The organism is Streptomyces sp. NPDC057743 (genome assembly GCF_042798755.1).
In the GTDB taxonomy this organism is placed as follows: Bacteria; Actinomycetota; Actinomycetes; order Streptomycetales; family Streptomycetaceae; genus Streptomyces.
The window spans coordinates 68,888-89,686 of record NZ_JBHVJX010000030.1 but is presented as its reverse complement, the minus strand read 5'-3'; the positions used below and the strand labels follow the sequence as shown (position 1 = coordinate 89,686).

At 70.2% G+C, this 20,799-nt stretch carries 20 protein-coding genes and 1 pseudogene; 8 read left to right on the top strand and 13 right to left on the bottom strand.

Annotated features, from left to right (window positions below; all coding sequences use genetic code 11):
* Nucleotides 1–14 precede the first annotated feature (14 nt).
* From ACFVFQ_RS29150 to ACFVFQ_RS29135, 4 genes are all read right to left on the bottom strand, one after another.
* Nucleotides 15–608 carry a lipoprotein gene (locus ACFVFQ_RS29150; protein ID WP_383421582.1) on the bottom strand — a complete coding sequence of 198 codons (594 nt, stop codon included), beginning with the start codon at nt 606–608 and terminating at the stop codon, nt 15–17.
* 711 nt (nt 609–1,319) lie between these two features.
* Nucleotides 1,320–1,769, bottom strand: coding sequence for a hypothetical protein (locus ACFVFQ_RS29145; RefSeq protein WP_383421579.1), 450 nt, complete (start codon nt 1,767–1,769; stop codon nt 1,320–1,322).
* Nucleotides 1,770–2,066: 297 nt separating this feature from the next.
* The gene (locus ACFVFQ_RS29140) at nt 2,067–3,014 is read right to left on the bottom strand and encodes a hypothetical protein (RefSeq protein WP_383421576.1); all 948 of its coding nucleotides are present in this window, start codon (nt 3,012–3,014) and stop codon (nt 2,067–2,069) included.
* Between the two features lie 260 nt (nt 3,015–3,274).
* Nucleotides 3,275–5,332, bottom strand: a complete 2,058-nt coding sequence (locus ACFVFQ_RS29135; RefSeq protein WP_383421573.1) for a DUF2264 domain-containing protein — start codon at nt 5,330–5,332, stop codon at nt 3,275–3,277.
* Between the two features lie 168 nt (nt 5,333–5,500).
* Here ACFVFQ_RS29135 and ACFVFQ_RS29130 point away from each other — a divergent pair, with 168 nt between their 5' ends.
* The 3 genes from ACFVFQ_RS29130 to ACFVFQ_RS29120 all read left to right on the top strand — a co-directional run bounded on the left by ACFVFQ_RS29130 (nt 5,501) and on the right by ACFVFQ_RS29120 (nt 8,663).
* Nucleotides 5,501–6,709, top strand: a complete 1,209-nt coding sequence (locus tag ACFVFQ_RS29130; protein ID WP_383421570.1) for a Gfo/Idh/MocA family protein — start codon at nt 5,501–5,503, stop codon at nt 6,707–6,709.
* 264 nt (nt 6,710–6,973) lie between these two features.
* On the top strand, nt 6,974–7,579 hold the full coding sequence (locus tag ACFVFQ_RS29125) for an HAD family acid phosphatase (protein ID WP_383421567.1): 606 nt from the start codon (nt 6,974–6,976) through the stop codon (nt 7,577–7,579).
* A gap of 100 nt (nt 7,580–7,679) precedes the next feature.
* Entirely contained in the window at nt 7,680–8,663 is a 984-nt protein-coding gene (locus ACFVFQ_RS29120) for a helix-turn-helix domain-containing protein (RefSeq protein ID WP_383421564.1), read from the top strand.
* Between the two features lie 53 nt (nt 8,664–8,716).
* On the opposite strand, the gene ACFVFQ_RS29115 is transcribed toward ACFVFQ_RS29120, so the two are convergent.
* Nucleotides 8,717–8,935 (bottom strand): ferredoxin, encoded by a 219-nt coding sequence (locus tag ACFVFQ_RS29115; protein ID WP_383421620.1) that lies wholly within the window; start codon nt 8,933–8,935, stop codon nt 8,717–8,719.
* A 69-nt stretch (nt 8,936–9,004) separates the two neighbouring features.
* Nucleotides 9,005–10,225, bottom strand: a complete 1,221-nt coding sequence (locus ACFVFQ_RS29110) for a cytochrome P450 (RefSeq protein WP_383421561.1) — start codon at nt 10,223–10,225, stop codon at nt 9,005–9,007.
* 199 nt (nt 10,226–10,424) lie between these two features.
* Here ACFVFQ_RS29110 and ACFVFQ_RS29105 point away from each other — a divergent pair, with 199 nt between their 5' ends.
* From ACFVFQ_RS29105 to ACFVFQ_RS29095, 3 genes are all read left to right on the top strand, one after another.
* Nucleotides 10,425–10,961, top strand: coding sequence for a TetR/AcrR family transcriptional regulator (locus tag ACFVFQ_RS29105; protein WP_383421558.1), 537 nt, complete (start codon nt 10,425–10,427; stop codon nt 10,959–10,961).
* A gap of 297 nt (nt 10,962–11,258) precedes the next feature.
* On the top strand, nt 11,259–12,059 hold the full coding sequence (locus ACFVFQ_RS29100; RefSeq protein ID WP_383421555.1) for an SDR family oxidoreductase: 801 nt from the start codon (nt 11,259–11,261) through the stop codon (nt 12,057–12,059).
* Between the two features lie 172 nt (nt 12,060–12,231).
* Entirely contained in the window at nt 12,232–13,056 is an 825-nt protein-coding gene (locus ACFVFQ_RS29095) for a lipase family protein (protein WP_383421552.1), read from the top strand.
* Between the two features lie 80 nt (nt 13,057–13,136).
* Here ACFVFQ_RS29095 and ACFVFQ_RS29090 read toward each other — a convergent pair whose 3' ends face one another.
* From ACFVFQ_RS29090 to ACFVFQ_RS29070, 5 genes and pseudogenes are all read right to left on the bottom strand, one after another.
* Nucleotides 13,137–13,877: a hypothetical protein gene (locus ACFVFQ_RS29090; RefSeq protein WP_383421549.1), complete on the bottom strand. Its 741-nt coding sequence runs from the start codon at nt 13,875–13,877 to the stop codon at nt 13,137–13,139.
* Entirely contained in the window at nt 13,874–15,019 is a 1,146-nt protein-coding gene (locus ACFVFQ_RS29085) for an NAD(P)/FAD-dependent oxidoreductase (protein WP_383421546.1), read from the bottom strand. Before ACFVFQ_RS29085 ends, ACFVFQ_RS29090 begins: the two co-directional genes overlap by 4 nt.
* A complete protein-coding gene (locus ACFVFQ_RS29080) occupies nt 15,016–17,034 on the bottom strand; it encodes a LodA/GoxA family CTQ-dependent oxidase (RefSeq protein WP_383421543.1) in 2,019 nt (672 codons plus the stop codon). The genes ACFVFQ_RS29085 and ACFVFQ_RS29080 overlap by 4 nt, the downstream gene beginning before the upstream one ends.
* A gap of 301 nt (nt 17,035–17,335) precedes the next feature.
* Nucleotides 17,336–17,491 (bottom strand): annotated as a pseudogene (locus ACFVFQ_RS29075) (TetR family transcriptional regulator); the annotation flags it as partial.
* Nucleotides 17,492–17,493: 2 nt separating this feature from the next.
* Nucleotides 17,494–17,658 (bottom strand): hypothetical protein, encoded by a 165-nt coding sequence (locus tag ACFVFQ_RS29070; RefSeq protein ID WP_383421540.1) that lies wholly within the window; start codon nt 17,656–17,658, stop codon nt 17,494–17,496.
* A gap of 334 nt (nt 17,659–17,992) precedes the next feature.
* On the opposite strand from ACFVFQ_RS29070, the gene ACFVFQ_RS29065 reads away from it, so the two are divergent.
* Complete coding sequence (locus tag ACFVFQ_RS29065; RefSeq protein WP_383421535.1) at nt 17,993–18,256, top strand: hypothetical protein; 264 nt, start codon at nt 17,993–17,995, stop codon at nt 18,254–18,256.
* Nucleotides 18,243–18,593: a hypothetical protein gene (locus ACFVFQ_RS29060; RefSeq protein WP_383421532.1), complete on the top strand. Its 351-nt coding sequence runs from the start codon at nt 18,243–18,245 to the stop codon at nt 18,591–18,593. Before ACFVFQ_RS29065 ends, ACFVFQ_RS29060 begins: the two co-directional genes overlap by 14 nt.
* 41 nt (nt 18,594–18,634) lie before the next feature.
* Here ACFVFQ_RS29060 and ACFVFQ_RS29055 read toward each other — a convergent pair whose 3' ends face one another.
* Both ACFVFQ_RS29055 and ACFVFQ_RS29050 read right to left on the bottom strand, forming a co-directional pair.
* Nucleotides 18,635–20,050 (bottom strand): alpha/beta hydrolase family protein, encoded by a 1,416-nt coding sequence (locus ACFVFQ_RS29055; protein WP_383421529.1) that lies wholly within the window; start codon nt 20,048–20,050, stop codon nt 18,635–18,637.
* Between the two features lie 84 nt (nt 20,051–20,134).
* Nucleotides 20,135–20,560, bottom strand: coding sequence for a MarR family winged helix-turn-helix transcriptional regulator (locus ACFVFQ_RS29050; RefSeq protein ID WP_383421617.1), 426 nt, complete (start codon nt 20,558–20,560; stop codon nt 20,135–20,137).
* Between the last annotated feature and the right edge of the window lie 239 nt (nt 20,561–20,799).

The window sequence follows — 20,799 nt, the reverse complement described above, 5'->3', positions numbered from 1 at the left end:
CAGCCGAGGTCGTGTCAGGAGGCGGCGCGCAGGGTGGACTTCACCCGGTCGTAGACCCGACGGGTACGTTCCTCACCGCCGGGGCCATGGCTCTTCACCTCCAGCACGATGGTGTCCTTCGGCGCCACCACCGCGAGCTTGCGGACCCAGATGCTGGGGTCAAAGGCGCTTGGGGGCTGAAGCTCGTAGTCCATCTCCGCTGCCGGCCGTCCGGCGACGGTCATCGACTCGGTCACGTGCCGGTTGTGCATGTACTCGCCATAGAGGTTGGTCGCTCCCTCGCCATCGTGGTCACCCACCACCTTGCGAGGGTTGTCGCCCTTGAGGGAGTCGGCGTCAACGGTGAGCTCCACCGCTTCCTTCCCCGTCCCCAGTTCGAGCTTGCAGGTATTGGAGAAGTGGTACCACGAGGCCGAGTCGTCCGGTTCCAACGGCTTCGCCTTCCAGACCCCCACCACCTCGAACGTCACCGGCAACGCGCACGCCGAACGCGGACCGCCTATCGACGCCACGGATTCCTCCGCATCCCGCGCACACCCGACGGCCGCTGACGCCAACAGTGCCAGTGCCAGTGCCCAAGACGCATGACGAGATACCCGGCTTCCCATCCAGGCCCCCTCCCTCTGCTTCCGCGGAACGGTAGCCGACTTCCCCAAAACGACCAACAGACAGCCCCTGCCAGTCAGAACCGTTGGGCCACTGCCCCTTCATGAAGTGCTGCTCGGACTGCGCCATCGCCTGGCGCAGGCATCGAGGTTCGCTCGACGCCTGCGCCGCCAGGCCGTCGTCGGTGGGCCCGGGAGGAGGCCCGTCAGGAGTCCGGCGCGGGATGGCCTTCGGTCGCGCGGGGCTCTGCGGAGTCGGTTCGTCGCCGCCCACTGACGCAGCCGGCGCAGGCCCGCAACACCCTTAGCAACCACAGCAGTCGGAGCTTGCGGGACCGCCGGGAGCGGGGGCGCCAGACAGCCTGGACGGGGGCCGGGACCGGGGCCAAAGGCGTTGTCGGCGCGGATGTGGACGGGTCGCCCTGGTTGCCTGGCACGGAAGCGGTCGAGGGTTGCGGCGGCGCGGATCTGGCATCGCCTGGCGGCGTAGCGGGGGTTGGGGTGGAGGTTGGGGTGGGGGTACGGGGCTCGGGTCGGGCTGCGTTGCGGGCAGCCTCGGCGCGCACGAGGGCGCCGAGGGCCGCGAAGATGTCGGCGGGCATGCCGGAACTCCTGCGGTGCTGAGGTCGTGGACGCTGAAGTGGCAGGTGGCGGCGCCCCGTTGGCCCCCTTCGTGGGGAAGGCGGGCTGGGGGATGTGCGCGGCCGGGTCCGCTCAGCAGCGCAGAACGGTCACACGGGAGGGCGCTCCGGTGGCGGCCGGGAGAACGGCCCAGGAAGCAGCGCGTTCGGGCGCGACCAGGGAGTTCAACACCCGGGATTCCCGAACCGCCTTGTCGTTCGGCCCGGTTGGAACGTGGGGGCGCAGATGGCCGGCCGTCGCGTGGGACAGCCGGCGGAAGCCGTTGCCGTGATGGTGCGTCTCGCTCCGCGAGCGAGTCAGCAGGTGCGCCGAGGGGTCGCAGGTCCGGTCCGCGGGACCGGTGGCGGCGCCGTCGGCGGTCTCGGCGGAAGCGGTGCACTTCCCGGCGCCGGGCGACAGCGCGTCGGAGTAAGGGGCGCTCAACGCCGTGAAGAGCAGGGCCAACAGGGCCACGAACACCAGCATGCGCCCGCGGCCGCACCCGGTCGCCACGGAGCGGCCGGTGCTGGCGGTGTTACGCATGCGGGTCTCCCAACGCTCTTCCGCGGAAGGCATGCCCTGGGAGCGATGGGGACATTCGGGAGCTAGGGGAACGAGTCGGTTATTCCACTCGTTCCGGCTATGGGTCGCATGCGTGATCCAGCGCGCCCCGGGCGCAGTTCGGGCGGTGGGGTGCGGGAAGCGGCTGGTGGGGAGCCTGTTTCCGCGACCCGCGCCCCTGGCACACGCGGGTACGACCACAGACACGCGCCCGCCAGGGACGCGACGGTCCCCCGCCAGTCAACCAGTAGCGAGACCAGCAGGGACGCAACGCCCCCGTCAGTCCTCCGCGCAGGCGCGACCGTAGTGATGCGCGAAACGCTCCAGCGGCTCGCCCTCCGCGTTCCACGGCCAAGGCGTCGCGACGCCGCCGGTGGCGCGCAGCGTTTTCGCGGCCTCGCCCGGCCGCGCGGCCTTGATCAGCGCGTAGGCCAGCAGGTTCAGGTCGGCGAGCGCCCGCGCGTGGTGGAGGAAGCCGGGGCTGAGCCAGTAGTGCGCGGCGTGGTCGAGCACGGTGACGGCGTCATGGCGCCGCCAGAACTCCCCCGCGCCGAGGGCGGTTACCCCACCGGGGGCCATGGCGCGCTGGTGACTGCGGACGAGCGCGGTGAGCTCCAGTCCGGCCGCGGGGGCGTTCGGCGGCATGGCGCGAACGCTGTCGAGCAGGTCCAGCACCTGACCGCTGGAACCGCACTCGTCCGGCGAGAGGTACCCCAGGGCCTGGAGATGGGCCTCCCGGTTCCACGGGTCGCGGGCCTTGATCTCCCGCCAGACCGCCGACAGTTCGGTGGACGGCCACCGCTCCAGGCGGAGCGTTGCCAGGTAGATCGCCCAGGGCGTGGGGTCGGCGGGCACCAGCTCGGCCGCGAATCGACAGCTCTCCCGGGTCGCGTCGAGGTCGACGTTGGAGCCCTCTTGGCCCGCCTGGAACAGCTCCGACCAGGCATGCAGCAACACGGCGGACTGCTTGCGCGGGTTGTGCTCCCGCCAGATGCCCGGCAGTGCCCGCCCCGCGGATGCGGCCAGGACGCGGAGGCGGTGTGCCTTGCGGTCCCAGTCCTCGCCGGCATCGTCCAGGATGTCCGACATCAGGGCCATGACAGCCGTATCGAGCGAACCGCGGTCCCAGCAGGTCTCGACGCGTTTGCGAACGCGCCCGAGGGCGACGTCGTCGAGTTCGGGGAGCAAGCGGGGACGGCTGCCTTTGCGGCGTCTGAAGACGGGCATTCCGCGATGGCCTTCCGGGGGAGATGTGGACGGAACGGAGTTTCGGGCATCGTACGGGCGAAGAGACGCCACGCGATCCGCATCCCGCACTCCGAGACGCACCCGATATCCAGCCACAGGGAAGGCGTCATGGAATGGATGAAAATGGGCAGTTTGCGAGACCTATCGTTTCTCCTCCCCGATTGACCTTTGGTGGGGATTGGGTTGGGGATCTGGGGTGCGGTCGGAGCCGGGCACGCGGTCGACGTACTCAGCGAGCCCTACCCCACCCCCGGAACGATCACCGGCCGCTCCCCCGGAGACAGTCGGGCATAGCGCACCGACCCGGCCAGCCGCTCCCCTCCCACCAACGGCGACTGGCCAGGCTCTTCCCCAAGGGCGAGGAAGACCCAAGTGCCGTCGGGGAAGCGGGCGTTGACCGTCGTCCCGTTGATGTCGCATCGTACGGTAGGAGGGTGGGGGTCCGCGCCACGGCCGGTGAGGCCGACGAGGGCGACATGTACGGAGCGTGCCGTGGTGCGCCGGCCGGTGGCGTGGGGAACGGCGGAATGCCGGCCGAAGGCGCTGGTGCCTTCGGCGGTCGCCACGGCGAGCTCGGTGTGGCCGGCGAGGGAGACGAACGAACTGGTGAGGCCGTCGTCCGTGGTGGCGGCGGCCACGCCGTCGACGGACCGGACGCGAGGGGGCCGCTCCCCCGCGATCTGCCAACCGCTGTCGTACAGCGGTAGGTGCGGGGGCGCGTCGACCAGGTGGGCGCGGAGCTCCCACGCTCCCCAGACCACGCTCGCGGTCTCGATGCGGGCCTCGGGGTCGGTACGACCGTTCCAGGTCGGGCGGTGCCAGGACGCGGCGTAGCGGTCCTGGACGTGCCGACGGTGGATGCGGGCGCGGCCGGACAGACCGAATTCCGGGTGGTCGAGCGCCACGTGGTTGTCCGGTTGGTGCCTGTGGTGGGCGGCCTGGGTGTGGGCGTTGGCGTGGCACGGGCCGGTGGCCGTGGAGTAGGCGAACCGCGCGTAGTGCGGATCCCCGGCCGTACCGCCCTGACCGTTCCCTGCGAAGTGGTCGATGCCGTGGTGGTCGCTGCCGTGGTTGATCAGGCGGACGATGCCGTCGGTCCGGGTCGTCGAGAGGAGGAAGCCGGGGGCCGGCAGTGCCTGGATGCGGTCCTCGCGTTCGACGGGCAGCGGCTCCTCGGGGGCGGTCCAACACGGATGGTCCGCCGGGAGCAGCAGGCCGAGGAAGGCCTTGGCGAGCCAGTAGGGCGAGCCCGGGCCGGAATAGCGCTGCACCATGGGCGGGTACGGCCCGTACCAGCCGAGGGTGGCGATCCCGTTCCGGTCGCGGAACCCGTGCTCGGTGAAGTGCCGCAGGGTGCCGCTGGCCAGGCGCCTGGTCTGGCCCGGGCTGAGCGGTGTCGCGTCGACCAGCGCGCCCAACCACGGGGCGGTGGCCGCCGCGAACCGGTAGATGAGCGAGCGGCCCTGGTGCATGGGGGCTCCGTCCGCACCGAAGAACAGCGCGTAGTCCGCGAGGAACCGTCGCAGGCGTGCCTTGAACAGCGGCAGACGGGCCGCCCGGTCCGTCGCGTGCGGGTCGGCCATCAGGGTCCACAGGAGCGGGTAGGTGTGCAGGGCCCAGCCGTTGTAGTGGTCGAAGTTGTCCGCGGTGTCGGCGTGACCGCCGTCGCGGTACCACCCGTCGCCGACGTAGAACTCCTCGATCCGCGCGAGGTCGGCGGCCATCTCGGCACGGTCATGGCCGCCGCCGACGCTCGCCAGGAACTCGCCGACGATCACCCGGAACATATGCCAGTTGTTGTCGGGTATCGACAGTCCCCACACACCCTGGAACCACTCAACGGTCCGTTCCCGTATGGAACTTGACAGGTGATCCCACAGCCACGGCCGGGTCAGATGGAGCCCGAGTGCGAGCGAGCACGCCTCGACGAGCGTCTGGCGGCATGCCCGGTCGAGTGACGGCCACGCCTCGGGGTGTCCCGGATCGACGCCGGCGCCGATACCCTCGGCGTACGACTGGAGCAGCCCCGCGGGTGCTTCCCCACCGCAGCCGGCCGTGCGGAAGGCCAACAGCAGGAACGTCCGGGCGAAGCCTTCGAGTTGGTCGGAGCCGGTGCCCGACACCGAGGGCCGGCCGGGCAGCACGATGCGCGCGCCGGAGGGAGAGGCGAACCGATGTACGTCCGTGAGGAGTTGGTCGGCAAGGGCCAACCAGTGGGCGCGGCCGTATCCCGTGAAGGGCGACAGCGTGCGGTCTTCGGGCGGCAACGGTGAACCGGCCCCCTGCGTGCGCGGCATTCTGCTCCTTGGGACGGCGGACCCCCTCTCACCAGCATGGCCGCCGCACCCCGAGGGTGACAACCGTACGCGCCTGTCGAGGCGGACCGTCGCGACCCGACGTCGCGGCGCACGCCTCGCGTTCTCCCCACCCTCCCCCACACCCCCACGCCGGAAAGGCAGTTGACGTTGCCCAGTCCTCAGGAACCCTCCCCACCACGCACCCACGGCAACCTCCGGCTGGCCGTAGTAGGTCTCGGTCTGCGCGGAACGCTCGGCAGGCATGTCGCGGAGCGGGGCCTGCCGGCGCGGGTGGTGGCGGTGTGTGACCCGCTCGCGGCCCGTCGGGAGCGCAGCCGCGAGCTGTACCCGGAGGCGGCCCACTACGCCGACCACCGCCCCTTGCTCGACCGGGGCGCGAACGGAGGCTTGGACGGCGTCCTGCTGACCACACCGGACGACACCCACGAGGAGCTGGCCAGCTCGTTCCTGGAGGCCGGCGTAGCGGTGTTCGTCGACAAGCCGCTGGCCATCACGACGGCGGGTTGCGACCGGGTGTTGGAAGCGGCCCGTCGCACCGGCACCAGGCTCTACGTCGGGCACAACATGCGGCACATGCCGGTCGTCCGGACGCTGCGGGAGCTGATCGTCAAGGGCACCATCGGCGAGGTCAAGGCGGTCTGGTGCCGCCATTTCGTCGGCCACGGTGGCGACTTCTACTTCAAGGACTGGCATGCCGACCGGCGGCGGACCACCAGTCTCCTGCTCCAGAAGGGCGCGCACGACCTCGACGTGATCCACTGGCTGGCCGGCGGCTACACCGTGCGGACCCAGGCGATGGGCGGGTTGACCGTCTACGGCGGCATCGCGGCGCGGGGCGGTCAGGGCGAGCGGACCATGACCGAGTGGTACGACCCGGACGCCAACTGGCCGCCCACCTCGCTGACCGGCCTCCATGACGTGGTGGACGTCGAGGACCTCTCGATGATGAACATGCGGCTGGACAACGGCGTGTTCGCCACGTACCAGCAGTGCCACTTCACCCCCGACTACTGGCGCAACTACACCGTCATCGGCACCCACGGCCGGATGGAGAACTTCGGCGACACCGAGGGTGCGGTGGTGAAGGTCTGGAACAGCCGGCGCAGCGGCTACCGCGAGGACGCCGATCTCGTCGTCGAGGTGCCCTCCGAAGAGGGTGGCCACGGCGGCGCCGACCCGCAACTGGTGGCCGAATTCGTGGACTTCGTCCGTACCGGAATTCCCACGCTGACCTCACCTATCGCGGCACGGCAGGCGGTGGCCGCCGGCTGCGCCGCCACCGCATCGCTGCGCGCCGACGGCATTCCCGTCGATATCCCCACATTGCCAGCGGAGTTGCTCGGTCATTTCGCTTGACAGCCGGACGGAATGGGGCAGAACGCAGCGGGCGGGACGGGGTGTTCGGGAACCGAGAATCGCGCGCAAACGGCGGAGAAACCCCAGAAGAACGGCAGCGGACCGGCGAAGGCAATAGGGCACGGATCACGCGCCCATCGCGGCCAATGGCGCGATCTGGACACTACGCGACGGCCGATTCAGGTACCACTGTTCTGGACGATCACGCGCAGGAGGCAGGAACGGCCTGGGCGTTCAGGAAAGAGACCACAGGCAAAAGGAGTGATGGACGACATGACCGAGAACATGGTCAAGGGTAAGAAGCGCGCCCTGGTGCTGTTGGGCCCGGCGGTGGGCATGATGATGGCCCTCCCCGCTACGGCGCAGGCGGCGCCCCACCCCGCCAAGCTGCCGAGCGAGAGCCAATGGCTGAGCGATATCGCACCGATCGCCGCATCCTTGCAGGACTACCTGAAAGGCCGTCTTTCCGGTGGGAAGAGCGGCGAAAAGCCCGCCGTCGTCCTGGACATCGACAACACCTCGCTGGCGACCCACTACGACCGGGGAAAGCCGATCGAGGCGATCCTCAAGGCGACCGAATACGCGCACGAGCACGGTGCCGCCGTGCTGTTCGCCTCGTATCGCAGCCCCGACAAGCAGGACGCCACAACCCGCGAACTCACCTCGGCCGGCTACACCGTGGACGGCCTCTGCCTCAAGCCCGACGGTGACAGCCCGGGCAAGGCCAAGGTCAAGCTCGGCTGCCGGAAGAAGTACGAGTCCGAGGGATACACCCTCATCGCCAACGTCGGAAATCGCAGCACCGACTTCGAGGGCGGACACTACGAGAAGGGCTTCAAACTGCCCGACTACGACGGCCAATTGAGCTGACCCGGCTACCGACCCCCTCCTCTCCCCTCTCCTCCCGCTCCCCCACACTCGCGCACCGCCAAAGCTCCCCTACCCCCCACGAGCTACCCATGAGCTACTCATGAGCGATGACGACCGGTCGGCCCCGCTCCTCCGGCTCGGCCTGTCCAAGGCCGAAGCCGCCGCCTATCTGGCCATGTTGGACGCCGGCCCCACCACGGCGACGGCGCTGGCCCGGCGGCTCGGCCAGGCACGCACCGTCACGGAACGCGCCCTCGCCCGGCTCATCCACCTGGGCCTGGCCTCCAGTCACGGTCCCGACGGTTCCGGAGTGGCCCCGATCGACCCGTCCCTCGGTCTGGGCCACCTCGCCAACTCCCGTACCGCGGAGCTTCAGCAAGCCCATCTCTCGGCGATGGACGCCTACCGCACCTACCGTCGCCAGGTGCACCCACAGGCCACCGACCACCTCGTCGAAGTGGTCACCGGCCAGCAGATCGTCGAACGCATCATGCAGGTGGAGGACGCGGCCTCCACCGAGGTGCTGCGTTTCGACACGCCGCCGTGGCACACCGGCGGCACTCCCAACCCGATCGAGATCCGCAACCTGGAGCGCGGCGTGGCCTACCGCGTCGTCTACTCCAAGTCCGCGGTGGAGAACGGCGATTACTACGCCTGCAACATCAGGCCGTGCATCGCGGCCGGCGAACAGGCACGGGTCCTCCAGTCCCTGCCGGTCAAGCTGGCGATCTTCGACCAACGCCTGGCCATCGTCTCGCTGGCGTTCGGCGACGCCGAGGTGAACGACTCGATGCTGCTGGTCCGCCCCTCCAGCCTGTTACGCGCGCTCACCGGCCTGTTCGAGACCTCATGGCGCTCCGCCTACCCCCTCCACTTCGGCGAGCGGGTGCCGACCGCGCTCCGCCCGGTCCAACGTCGCATCCTGGAACTACTCGGCAGCGGCATCACCGACGAATCCCTCGCCGAACTCCTCGGCATCAGCCGCCGCACCCTGTCCCGCCAGCTGGAACAGCTCAATCGCGCGGCCGGCGCCACCACCCGCTTCCAACTCGCCCTGTACGCGGCACGGAAGGGGTGGATCTGACGCGAAGAAGGGGTAACCCCAGGGCCGTTCCGACCCTGCCCCATCGGACAGACCTAGCCCATCGGGCTGCGGTCCTCGGCCTCCTCGACGACGCGCACGGCGCCCGAAGGGCAGAGCAAACCGGCCTCGCGCGCCGCCGGCCGATCACCCTCGGCGGGCTCGACCGCCAACACCGTGACGATGCCGTCGTCGTCCTGGTCGAAGACCCCGGGGGCGGTCAGCGCACACAATCCGGCACCAACGCAGACCGCCCTGTCCGCACTCACCTTCATGGCCATGGCCGTTCCTTCCCTTCGCTCCCCCACCAGACGCCCGCTTCGCCGTCCTCTCCCTCCTCTCCTTCACCAGGTGACCGGGAGCTCGTTGACGCCCTGGATCGTGGTCCCCGGGCGCAGCGTCAACTCCTCTACGGGAACGGCCAGTTGGAGCGTCGGCACGCGGTCCAGCAGCGCGGTGAGGATGACCTCCAGCTCCAGGCGGGCGAGGTTCTGCCCCAGGCACTGGTGCACTCCGAAGCCGAACGAGAGGTGGTGACGGGCGGAGCGGCGCACGTCCAGGGTGTCCGGGTCCGCGTAGACCGAGGCGTCGCGGTTGGCGATGGAGTTGGTGACGATCACGCCGTCTCCGGCCTTGATGGTCTGCCCGTCGATCTCGATGTCGGCCAGGGCGACGCGGCCGCCCGCGATGTCGGCGATGGCGAGGTAGCGGAGCAACTCCTCGACCGCGCCGGGGACGAGACTGCGGTCGTTCCGCAGGGCGGCGTACTGGTCGGGGTGTTCCAACAGGGTGATCACGCTGAGGGAGGTCATCGAGGCCGTGGTCTCGTGGCCGGCGATCAGCAACAGCATCGCGGTGGAGGCCAGTTCCTCGCGGTCGATCTCACCCTTGGCCAACTGCTCGGCCACCAGGCTGCCGATGAGCCCTGGGCCGGGCTCCGCCTGGAACGTGGTGATCAGCCCGTCGAAGTAGCGCCTGAGGTCGTCCCGCGCGGCGGCCGCGGCCTGCGCGCTCTCGCCCTGCACCAGGCGCCTGCTGGCGTCCTGGAAGAAGTCGTGGTCGGCGTAGGGCACACCGAGCAGCCGGCAGATCACCATGGACGGGACCGGCAGCGCGAACTGGCTGACCAGGTCGGCGGGTGAGCCGGAGGCCAGCATCTCGTCGAGGAAGCCGTGCACGATCTCCTCGACCTCGGGGCGCATGGCCTTGATGCGCTTGACGGTGAACTCACTGATCGTCATCCGGCGCTTGGGGCCGTGCTCGGGCGGGTCCATGCCGATGAACGCCTGGCGGCTCTCCCGGATCGCCTCGATGCGGGGCGAGGTGGCGGGGAAGCTGGCGTGGGTGCGGTTGGAGGACAGGCGCGGGTCGGCGAGCAGCTGGCGGGCGGCCTCGTGCTTGGTCACCACCCATGCCTGGCGGCCGTTGTAGAGGGTCACCCGGTGCAGCGCACCGGGGGTGTCCCGCAGCTTGGCGTAGCCGTCCGGTAACCGGTACGGACAGGTCCGGTCGTTCGGGAAGGCGGGTGCGTCCGCTGCCTGGGGCGTTGCGGTGGTCTCGGTCATCGGTCCACTCCGCATCGAAATCTCTCACCGTTAAAGAACGCCTAGTTCTCTAAATCGGAGCATAGACTGCCCCCATAGGGAACGCAATGGCCTCTACCGGAGATCTTCAGGAGTCACGCTGTCACCCAACGCCGACCCCACCGCCGACCACCGCAAGGGCCCCCGCCGCCGCGGCGCGGAGCTGGAGAACGCCATCCTCATGGCAACGCTGGAGGAACTCAGCGAGACCGGCTACGCCGCACTGACGATGGAACGGGTGGCCGCCCGCGCCCGCACCGGCAAGGCCGCCCTCTACCGCCGCTGGTCCAATCGGGCCGAACTCGTCGTGGACGCCTGCGCGTTGGCCGGCTTCTCGCAGATCGAGATGCCCAACACCGGCGCCCTGCGGGAGGATGTGATCGCCCTGATGCGGCAGCTCGCCGCCAAGATGGCCAGCCCGCTCGGCGGCATCCTGCGCGGCCTGCTGGCCGAGATGACGCGCGACCCCGAGTTCGCCACGCTCATCCGCAAACGGCTCCACACCGCCGGCCCGGCCTCCCTCCGCAACATCCTGGAACGCGCCGTCGAACGCGGCGAGATCGAACCCTGGATCCTGGACTCGCGCCGCGCCACCGTAGCGACCGACCTGCTCCGCAACGAGTTCCTCATCTTCGGCACCCCCGTCACCGACGACGCCATCACAGACATCGTCGACAACGTCTACCTACCACTGGTCCGCCGCCCGGCACCAAGGTAGGCGGCAAGGCCACCTTCTCCCTTGCGCTTGTGCCACATGGGGAGCACGGTGCCAAGCGCGGCGAACACCAGCGGCCGGTCGGTGGGCAGTTCGCCGACCCAACGGGGCAACACCGCGACGCGCCGCACGGCGGGGCGACGCCCAGGCGGACGGCTCGCATTTGACCCTCACACCCATGTGAGGCCATACCGTCCTGGCCATCGGAGCACCCCGGTGGATGCCGGATCCGTGCCCCGCGGCGAACCCAGGAATCCGACGAAGTCCACGAAGTCACCGAAGCCGAGGAGGCCAACTCCCATGACTGATAACGGAAGTAGTAGGAACAGCAAGCCGCTCGCCGGCAAGGTCGCGCTGGTTACCGGCGGCAGCCGGGGCATCGGACGCGCCATCGCCGAGCGCCTCGGCCGCGACGGTGCGCTGGTCGCGCTGTCCTACGCCCGCGATGCGACGGCCGCGGACGAGGTGGTCTCCCGCATCCGCAAGGACGGTGGCCAGGCCGTCGCGCTGCACGCCCCGCTGGGCCACCGTGGCGACGCCGCCGCCCTGTGGTCGGCCTTCGACGAACGGATCGGGGAGCATGCGCCCGGGACGGGCACGGCCGTCGACATCATCGTCAACAACGCCGGTATCGGGATGCTCGCGAGCCTCCCCGAACTCAGCGAGGACCAGTTCGACGAGGTCTTCGCGGTGAACGTCCGAGCCCCGTTCTTCGTCGTGCGGGAGGGACTCAAGCGGCTGCGCGACGGCGGCCGGATCATCAACGTCTCCAGCACCGCCGGCCAGCGGGCCATGCCACAGGCCATCGCCTACGGAGCCACCAAGGGCGCCCTCGACAACTTCACCCGCAACCTGGCCCAGGAACTCGGCCCCCGGGGCATCACCGTGAACGGGGTCGCCCCCGGAGTCATCGACACCGACGTCAACGCCGACTGGCTGCGCGGTAATCCGCAGGCCGAGGCGGATATCGCGGGGCGGTCCGTGCTGAACCGGGTCGGCCAGCCGGACGACGTCGCCGCCATCGTGGCGTTCCTCGCGTCGCACGACGCGCGGTGGGTCACCGGGCGGGTCATCGACGCCGCGGGCGGCGCCGGGCTGTGAGCGGGCGGTGAGCGCGCCCTCCGGGCCAATGGCCAATCGTTCGGGGGAAGTCCGGGCGCGGCGAGGCGGCGGGCCAGGCACCGGCCGTTACGAAGGGACCGGTCTCGTACTGGAGTGACTGGAGCGCTCTGCCCCGGTACGGGGCCGTCACCGCCCAGCGAAAGGAGCCCGCATGTCCGCACCGACCGCGATCGACCATCACGCATCCGCCGGGTACAGCCTCCCCCTGGCGTACTGGTTGGCCCAGGCGTCCGATCTGGCCTACAAGGACGAGGCCACGATCGAATCCCGCGCCCGTGACTGGGGTTTCGACGAGGTTCGCCACCATCAGACGCGCTTCACCCCGCCGTTCCCGCTTGAGGACACCCAGGCGTACACCGCGGCCAGCGACCACATGATCATCACCGCCTTCCGCGGGACGGAGCCGGCGGAGATCCGTGACTGGTTGTCGGACGCCAGCACGCCGCCGTGGCCGGGGCCGGCCGCGACGGGCTATGTGCACTACGGCTTCGCCGAGGCCCTCCAGTCCATCTTCCCGAGCGTCAAGGACGCCTTGGCCGCACTGCGCACCAACAACCAGACGGTGTGGTTCACCGGCCACAGCCTCGGCGGCGCGCTCGCCATGCTCGCCGGCGCGCGGCTGTACCTGGAGGACCCTCGGCTCCAGGCGGACGGGGTCTACACCTACGGTCAGCCCCGCACCTGTGACCGCTTCCTGGCGGATGCGTACAACAAGGGCTTCAACAACCGCATGTACCGCTTCGTCAACAACGATGACATCGTGCCGCAGTTGCCGCCCGAGCCCGTCTTCACCCACGTCGACGCGCTCCGCTACATCGACTCCGGGGGCAAAGTGCACGAGTCCATGGGCCTGTTGGGCGGTCTGACGGACCGGGCCAAGGGGTTGACCGCGGACGCCTTCGCGCCCGCCACGGCCGGAATTCGGGACCACTCGATCAAGCGCTACATCTCCGCGATCGAGAAGAACCTGTCCTGATGGGCAGTCATATAGCCACCGGCTCGGGCCGCTGGGGGTCCGCAGGCCCGAGCCGGGGCGACCGGGGGCGTCGGCGTCCGTCAGGCGGTGTTGAGGCTGGTGTGGTTCCACCAGCCCTGGCGACCGACGATGAAGTCCACCGTCAGGTTGCTGCCACCGATCTTGCCCTGGTATTGCTGGCCCTTCTTCAGCAGGCTCTCCTTGATCACGCCCTTGGGGTCGTTGATCGACTCGATGACGAGGGGCGGGACCTTCTTCAGGGTCTCGTCGTTGATGGTCTGCTTCGTGGCCACGGTGATGACCTCGTCCCAGTTCGGGCGCTCGGCGAGTTCGTGGGCGAGGTGGACCTCCTTGCCGGCACCGAACGCCAGGTAGGTGAGGTGCTGGGGGTAGGGCAGGGGCCGGTCCGACAGGTCCCGGAAGTACAGCACGTCCTCCGGTCGGCACTTCACCGGCACCGGCGGCGCCTCGGCCGGGGTCATCTGCTGGAAGTCGCGGCTGCCGTCCTCCTTGACCACCACCCGCTCCAAGTAGACGTTGAAGTCCAGGCCGTTCTGGAGCTCCGGGAGCTCGAAGTGGTGCGGGCAGCGCACGGCGTAGTAGACCCGCTTGTCCTCGTTCTTCTTCAGGTCCTCCAGGTACATCTGCTTCAAGGCGCCGCCGTCCTCGACCTGGAAGGTGAAGACCGCCTGGTAGTGGTGGCCGAGGTCCGGGTTGTAGAGGGCGAGGTGGTAGAAGAACAGCTTCTCCTTGCCCAGGATGAGGAAGCGGTGGATGTGCTCGTGACCGCCGTGCTGGGGCGAGGGGGCGGGGGTGTTCATGTCGGGTAACTGCCTTTCGTTTTGGTGGGGTTGGGGGTGCGGTGCCGCCGGGCCCAGAAGGGGCGGTCGGCCCATCGGGTCTCCTGGGCGTGTACGGCGCGGTGGCCGTACTCGTAGGCGGCACGGGCGGTGGCGACCTGCTCCGCGTAGCCGGCCAACGCCGTGGGGTCGCCGGACAGTTGGGCGTCGACGGCCTCGCCGGCGCTCAGTCCGGTGTAGAGGGCGGTGAGGATGCCCTGGGAGCTGAGCGGGTCGAAGGCGGCGGCCGCGTCGCCGGCGGCCGTCCAGCCGTCCCCGTGCACCCGGTCCAGGTGGGCGGTGTGCGCGGGTGCTCGGCGGGGCGGTCGGAGCGGGGGGCGGCCGTGCGGGCGTGCCCGGCCGGAGATGTGGCGGGTGGCCAGCATCCGGTCGTGGAACCCCTCGGCGCCGCGGGCGGCGGCGAGGGGCAGGTCAGGGTCGGTGAAGTAGGCGACCAGGCGCTGTCGGGAGGGCAGTGGGGCGGTGTACCACCAGCCGTCCTGGTCGGACTCGACCAGCGAGCGGCCGTCGGTGACGGCGTCCGGGGCCGGGTCGAGGAGGAGGTGGAGGGCGGTCAGCCGGTCGGTGGTCCGGCGGCGGGCGCCGGCGTGGACGGCGAGCGCGGCGCCCCGCCCGGTGGCGTCGATCAACCACCGGGCGCGGACGGTGCGTTCGGCGCCCCGCTCGTCGCGGTCGCGCAGCGGGACCTGCCAGGCGCCGTCCGGTTGCCGGACCGGGCGTCGGACGACGGTGCGCTCGACGACCTCGGCGCCCGCGGTACGGGCGGCGGCACGCAGCCTTTGGTCGAAGAGCTGGCGGTCCAGGTGCCAGCCGTGGCCGTAGGGGTCGCGGAGCGCGTCCACCCCGTGGAGTGCGGACGAGCCCCAGGCGGAGAGGTTTCCGTGGCAGGGCAGATGTCCGGTGTCCAGGACGGAGCGGTCGACGCCGAGGTCGGTCAGGAGCAGTCGCGCGACGGAGACCAGCGCCTCGCCGACCTTGGGCGGCCCGGTCCCGGCGTCGGCCAACAGCACCCGGCGACCCGCCCGTACGAGGGCGAGCGCGGCGGCACAACCGGCCGGTCCGCCGCCGGCGATCAGCACGTCGTGGGCGGGTGCCGGTGTCACGGTGCTTCGTGGAAGGGGTCGAGCTTCTCCAGGTAACCGGCGGCGATCTCCGCATCGCCGTAGCCGGTGAGCTCCTTGACTTCCTCGACCGCCTGCCGGACGAGCGCGCTCTCGACCTCGTCCGCGGAGATGGCGCCGCGCCAGGTGCCGGCCGCCGCGGCCCGCTGCGGGACGCCGGCCTCGGGTACCTGGATGTTGATGAGGTTGGCGTGGTCGGGCACCGCCCCGTAGCCGGGCTTGGACTCGACCTGCATGTACGCGGGGAACTTGCCGTCGCCCACGGTGTATTCGCGCGGCTCGACGATGCCGAACTGCCACCAGATCTCGATCATCTTCTCGCGCTGCTTGTTCATCTCCACCCCGGGCAGCCCGCGCAGCCACACCGCCCGGTTCTCGAACGCCTTCTCACGGGCGCTGTCGTCGCCGGTCGGCGTGGTGTTGACGGTGTTGAAGTCCTTCTCCGTCAGCACGTGGTTGGGCATCTGGGCGGGCCAGAAGGTGGGCACGAAGGGGCTGTAGCGGGGGCCGAGTCCGCCGCGCTCCGCGTAGCCCATGCGGCAGCTCGCGGTGTCGCACTGCCAGGGTGCGGCCATCCAGCGGGTGAGGTCGCCGGGACCCTGGGCGTACAGCGGCCCGTCCTTGCTGTACAGGTCCGTGTCCCTGAGCACGTCGCCGTAGTCGCGTTCGGGCTGGTCCGGGTTGCGGTGCAGGATGCGGAAGGGCTCGGAGTACATGGTCTTGTGGCGGATCGGCCAGGTGACCTCGCTGCCGGGGTGGAAGGCGTCGGCGGCACAGTTGTCCAGCGCCGCCTGGTCGAGCAGCCCGGGCTGTTGGGCGACGGGGGCGGCGTCCACGTTGGGGTATCCGGTCCGGGGCGGACCGGGGGTGAAGTGCCCTTCGGCCCACTGGGCCAGCAACCAGTCCTGCGTGGGGGACAGCGTCAGGAACTCCCGGACCGAGGTGGCCTTGCCGCCGGACATGGCGTCGCCGTAGAGCCACGGCCAGGGAACGGGCGACACGCTGTCCCGGTCGTAGTCGCGCATCTGGTGGTAGATCTGGCGACGGAGGTCGCGGCTGATCTCACCGGGGTCATTGAGCCGCTTGCGCATCTTCGGGTCGAGGAAGTGGTGCGGGCCGTCCCAGCCGAACTGGGTGGCGAAGCCGTGGTTGACCCACTGGAGTTCGCAGAACCGGGCCAACAGCGGCTCGATGTGCTCGGGGTAGGAGATCTGCGGCACCAGTTCCAGCGTCTTCTCGGTGGCGAAGACGTCGTACAGCAGGTCGTAGAGGGTGCGGATGGTCTTGACGCCGGGTGCGTAGTGCGGCGGGCCGACCACGACCCAGGCCGGGGCCGCGTCGATGACTGCGCCGTTGACGGTGACCTTGGCGGTGATCGGACCGTCGGAGGTGTTGTCGTACCAGGAGTCGTTGTTGGCGACGCCGCTGATCTCCTTCGGAGGGGTGGTCCAGGAGCCCGATACGCCGTTGCCGCCGGCGATGACGAGCCGGCCGTCCCCATCGGTGTGCGCCGTGCCCAGGCCGACCGTCTTGGTCATGATCTTGCCCTCGAAGACGACGGTGTTCTTCTCGCCGGCCGTGAGGGTCTTGGCGCCTGAGTCGATGACCAGCTTCTTGCGGTCGGCGCCCTTGACGTCGGCGTTCCGCCGGCTCCGCTTGGCGTCCGAGAGGTTGGCGGCCTCGGGGATGTCGAGCGGGATGTGGAACTGGTACCAGGCGGCCTTCTTGTTGGCGAGGTGGGCCGTCCACGCGATCTGGGTGACGCCCTCCTCGCCCAGCTTCAGCTCCCGGACGACGTCGCCGGCCGCGTTGTAGCCGTAGAGCCGGAAGCGGGCCGCCTGCTTGATGATCTTGCCGTTGCTGTCCTTGTAGGAGCCCAGTTGCAGCGGCGGCTGGTCCGGCGACTCCGGGCCGATGAAGGGCGTTGCATCGCTGTTGCCGACCCGGGCCACGCCTATGGCAGGGTGAATCTTCACCTGCACGATCTGCTGATCCATTACGAGACCTCTGGTTGATGTGTGGTCTACATTGCCCCCAGTTACGTAATGGTCGTTATCCGTGAATTGCGGCGCGATTCCACCGCGTCCTAATGGGTATGCGGCGCCTGGACCAGCCCCTGACAGACATTGAAACCGCAGGTCAGGGAGTGCCTGGCAATGGTCGCTGCGGGCGATCTTGTGTGGGGTGGCCGGTGACTGGCGAGCAGCGGAACGCCCGCCTTGACGACCGCCGGTCCGGGTCGGCGGCTCGACGGCCCTCAGGCGGAGATCGTCAGGCGATGGCGGTCACCGGCGCCAGCCAGTGGTAGCCGACGGCGGCGTTGTTGCCCTGGCCGGCGGCCTCGCTGACCTGGCGGTTGGAGACGGTGGACAGGCCGTGCTCGGCGAACAGGCGCTCCGCCGCGGCGAGGATGACCTCGCGGGTCTGCGCGGAGCGGGTGGCTCTGCGGGGCATCGTCACCACCGGACCGGGACTTCGCACAGGCCACCGACGACCAGTCCTTCGATGTGCCGCAACTCCCTTTGGGCGGTGGCTATTTCGCGCTGGTCGTAGCCGACGGCGGCCTGGAGGCCCGCCGGGTGGCCGTGCGCGGTCATCTCGTCGACGAGCCGCTCGGTCATGGCCTCGGGCGCCGCCTACGCGCCCGGTGCCGTGAGCGGACAGTCCAGTGCGGGGCCGCTGTTGCCGTGGCTCACCGCCGTCTCCCTTCGTCCCGAAGCCACTCGGAGCCACTCGATGTCGCGCGATATCGCTCGAAGCCACTGGATGTCGCTCGAAGTCGGCGGTCAGTCAACGCCGGCCGAAAACGTAAGTCAAGCAACTGACTTAACATTGACGGGATCGGGGCTCGCGACGCGCTCGGGCTCCCGATGCGGTCCTGGTCATCTCAACTGATCGAGTGCACTCCGGGGGAGGTCGTCGTCTCTCGCGCGCGGGCCAAGTAATCTCCGCGCCATGGGGACCTTCGCCGACGAAGCACGCTCGCGGATGGCGAATCTGTTGCGCATGGCCGGGAACAGCGAGCGGGACCGGGCGCTGATCATCGCGTATGTGGAGTCCACGCCCGAGCCGCCGCCGCTCGGGCCACGCGGCATCCACACCAGCGGCTGCCCGCGCTGCCGAAACACCATGTGGGGCCAGCGGGATCGGGACGGGCACCCGATCTCCGTCTGTGCGCGGTGCGGATTCGTCAAGGAGGCCGACGGTGGAGTGTCCTGACTGCGGCTTGTCGATGCTGGAGCCGGGCGCGCAGAGTAACCGGCACTGGTGCTATCGATGCGGTCGTGTCGCGGCGACCGGCGAGACCGCGGACGACATCACCATCCGCGAGCGGGGCCGGCAAGAGGCGTTCGGCCTGCTCGACTACGCGCTGGCGCTGCGCGGCGGGTGCCGCTCGCGCCGCCCGATGGAGGATCTGCACATGGGTCAGCTCATTGAGACCAGAGGCTGCGGCAGGTGTGGCGGAACGATGTACCGGACGGTCGAGACGGACGAGAGGGGGAATCCGACACAGGAGAGCCAGTTCGTGTGCTCCGCCTGCGGACACGTGGAGTGAGAGGGAAACCCGGAGCGAGTGGGGCGTATCGCGAAGGGGCGTCAACCGCCTGAGGTGCGGCGCCCGTTGACGTGGTGGTGCGCGAGGTCGAAGGGGCGGGGGTAGGGGCCCGGGCGGAAGGTGAGGTAGCGGGCCGCGGTGGTGGGGTCGAGGCGATGGGCCTCGGTGTTGAGGGCGGTGGGGCTGGTGTCTCCCCAGTGGCCGGTGGTGATCCGGCGGTCGACGGCGTGCAGGGCGGCGGCCCGTTCGGCGGGGGTGAAGGTGCAGTGGCCGGCGTTGTCCACGTATGCCTGGCGGAGCAGGCGCGTGGTGCCGGCGCCCAACACCGCGCGCCGGTAGGCGCTTTCGGACTGTACGGGGATGAGGGGGTCGCCCGTGGTGTGGATGTCCAGTTGGGGCTTGCGGAGGCGGCCGGTGAAGGCGATGTTCCGGGTGAGGTAGGCGACGGCGGCGGGGTCGGCGTGGAGCCTGGGGGCCTTGTTGAGCGTGCCGAGATCGTTAGCGAGGGAGCGTCCGGCGGCCTTGTAAAGGGCCTTGACCTCTTGGTAGTCGGCGGAGTGGCGGAGCAGGGCGGCGTAGTCCACGCCGGTGTTCCAGGACGGGGAGCCGCCGGCGCGCTGCTCGGTCTCCTGCCGCCAGGAGAAGGCCGGCATCGTCAAGAGGCCGGTCATCGCCTCGTACTGGTTGGCCTGTTGGGCGGCGTAGTCGGTGGGGGCGGGGCGGGTTTGGGAGGGGTCGTTCCAGCCGGGGATGTTGTGCAGGGCGGCGGCGAGCGCGATGCGGGCCCGGCCGGCGGCGCTGCGCTGCGCCCGGGTGACGGCGCCGGTGAGGGCGTGGGCCGCGGCGCGGGCGTTGGTCTGACTGCCCAGGCGGGTCAGGGGGATGTGCTTGCCGGGGGCGAGGAGGGTCTTGAGGGCGAAGACCGGGTCGAGGGTGGAGTTCCAGTTGGCGACGCCGCCCTGGACGAGGCCGCAGGTCGACAGCGAGCCGTCCAGGCGGTCGGGGTGGCGTTCGGCGAGGGCGGTGGTCACCAGGCCGCCGTAGGACTGGCCCCAGGCGATGGTGCGTTGGGCCCGGCCGACGCGTGCGGTGAAAGCGTCGAGGGTGGCGAGTTGGTCGGGGACGGCCTGCGCCACGGCCCATCCGGTGGTGGCGTACGAGGAGCCGGCGAGGGCGTACCCCTCGGCGAGCAGCAGGCGTGCGGTGCGGGCGTCGGAGGCGTCCTCGGCGGGGTTCGAGGTGCCGGCCGCGCGGTAGCCGTGGCTGAAGAGCAGGAGGGTGCCGTTCCAGTGGGCCGGTACGTCGAGCACGTAGGTGGCGCCGGAGGCCAACGGGCCGTGCAGGTGGACGGTCCGGCCGGTGGCGTGCGCGGGGGCGGTGGCGCCGAGGGTGCCGGCGGCGAGCAGGGCGGCGGCCAGGACTCCGGTGGCGCGTGGGGCGGGGATGCGGGGTTTCACGGGCGGGTTCCTCCTCGATCGGTGGGTGGGAGGGACGTGCGGCCGGGCCGGGCCGCACGCCGGGTACCGCTTTTCGCTGCCCGGTCAGGGCTCGTCGGGCTCCGAGGTGCGCAGCAACAGCCCGTGCAGCGCGGTGCGTTCGTCCTCGGAGAGCGGTGCGAGCAGTTGCTCGGTGACGTTGCGGCTCATCCGGTCGGTGTCGCGCAGGAAGGCTCGGCCGTCGTCGGTGAGGACGACGAGGCGGCTGCGCCGGTCGGTCGGGGCGGGGCGCCGCTCGACGAAGCCGAGTCCTTCGAGGTCGTCGACGAGGCCGACGATGGCGCTGGGGTCGTAGCCGAGGCGGGTGCTCAACTCCCGTTGCAGGGCGCCCTCGGCGGTGGCGAGGTAGCGCAGCAGTGCGTAGTGGCGCAGCCGTACCCCGGATTCCTGGAGGGCGGCGTTGAACATCTGTCCGGAGCGCAGGCCGAGTCGGTAGAGGAGGTAGCCGGTGTCGGAGTGCAGGCCGCGCATCCAGGGTTGGTCGGGGGCGACGGATTCCGTTCCGCGGGTGGGCGGTTGCTTGCTGGCGATGGCGTGCTCCCTGGTTGGGGCCCGGGTGGGGCCGGTGCGCGGGGTGTGCTGTGCCCAGCATGGCGCAGCACTGGTGTCGCCGACAACCATTGACGTCAACAATTATTGGTCTTAGCTTCGCTATGGATCGTCCGGCGCGGATCGAGCACAGCTCTCCGACGCCCCTATCGCCCTGCGCA

Bases quoted from the DNA above. Each gene is read 5' to 3' on its own strand.
- ACFVFQ_RS29150 (WP_383421582.1), bottom strand. From the start codon at position 608: ATGGGAAGCCGGGTATCTCGTCATGCGTCTTGGGCACTGGCACTGGCA.
- ACFVFQ_RS29145 (WP_383421579.1), bottom strand. From the start codon at position 1,769: ATGCGTAACACCGCCAGCACCGGCCGCTCCGTGGCGACCGGGTGCGGC.
- ACFVFQ_RS29140 (WP_383421576.1), bottom strand. From the start codon at position 3,014: ATGCCCGTCTTCAGACGCCGCAAAGGCAGCCGTCCCCGCTTGCTCCCC.
- ACFVFQ_RS29135 (WP_383421573.1), bottom strand. From the start codon at position 5,332: ATGCCGCGCACGCAGGGGGCCGGTTCACCGTTGCCGCCCGAAGACCGC.
- ACFVFQ_RS29125 (WP_383421567.1), top strand. From the start codon at position 6,974: ATGGACGACATGACCGAGAACATGGTCAAGGGTAAGAAGCGCGCCCTG.
- ACFVFQ_RS29120 (WP_383421564.1), top strand. From the start codon at position 7,680: ATGAGCGATGACGACCGGTCGGCCCCGCTCCTCCGGCTCGGCCTGTCC.
- ACFVFQ_RS29115 (WP_383421620.1), bottom strand. From the start codon at position 8,935: ATGAAGGTGAGTGCGGACAGGGCGGTCTGCGTTGGTGCCGGATTGTGT.
- ACFVFQ_RS29110 (WP_383421561.1), bottom strand. From the start codon at position 10,225: ATGACCGAGACCACCGCAACGCCCCAGGCAGCGGACGCACCCGCCTTC.
- ACFVFQ_RS29105 (WP_383421558.1), top strand. From the start codon at position 10,425: ATGGCAACGCTGGAGGAACTCAGCGAGACCGGCTACGCCGCACTGACG.
- ACFVFQ_RS29100 (WP_383421555.1), top strand. From the start codon at position 11,259: ATGACTGATAACGGAAGTAGTAGGAACAGCAAGCCGCTCGCCGGCAAG.
- ACFVFQ_RS29095 (WP_383421552.1), top strand. From the start codon at position 12,232: ATGTCCGCACCGACCGCGATCGACCATCACGCATCCGCCGGGTACAGC.
- ACFVFQ_RS29090 (WP_383421549.1), bottom strand. From the start codon at position 13,877: ATGAACACCCCCGCCCCCTCGCCCCAGCACGGCGGTCACGAGCACATC.
- ACFVFQ_RS29080 (WP_383421543.1), bottom strand. From the start codon at position 17,034: ATGGATCAGCAGATCGTGCAGGTGAAGATTCACCCTGCCATAGGCGTG.
- ACFVFQ_RS29070 (WP_383421540.1), bottom strand. From the start codon at position 17,658: ATGACCGAGCGGCTCGTCGACGAGATGACCGCGCACGGCCACCCGGCG.
- ACFVFQ_RS29065 (WP_383421535.1), top strand. From the start codon at position 17,993: ATGGGGACCTTCGCCGACGAAGCACGCTCGCGGATGGCGAATCTGTTG.
- ACFVFQ_RS29050 (WP_383421617.1), bottom strand. From the start codon at position 20,560: ATGCGCGGCCTGCACTCCGACACCGGCTACCTCCTCTACCGACTCGGC.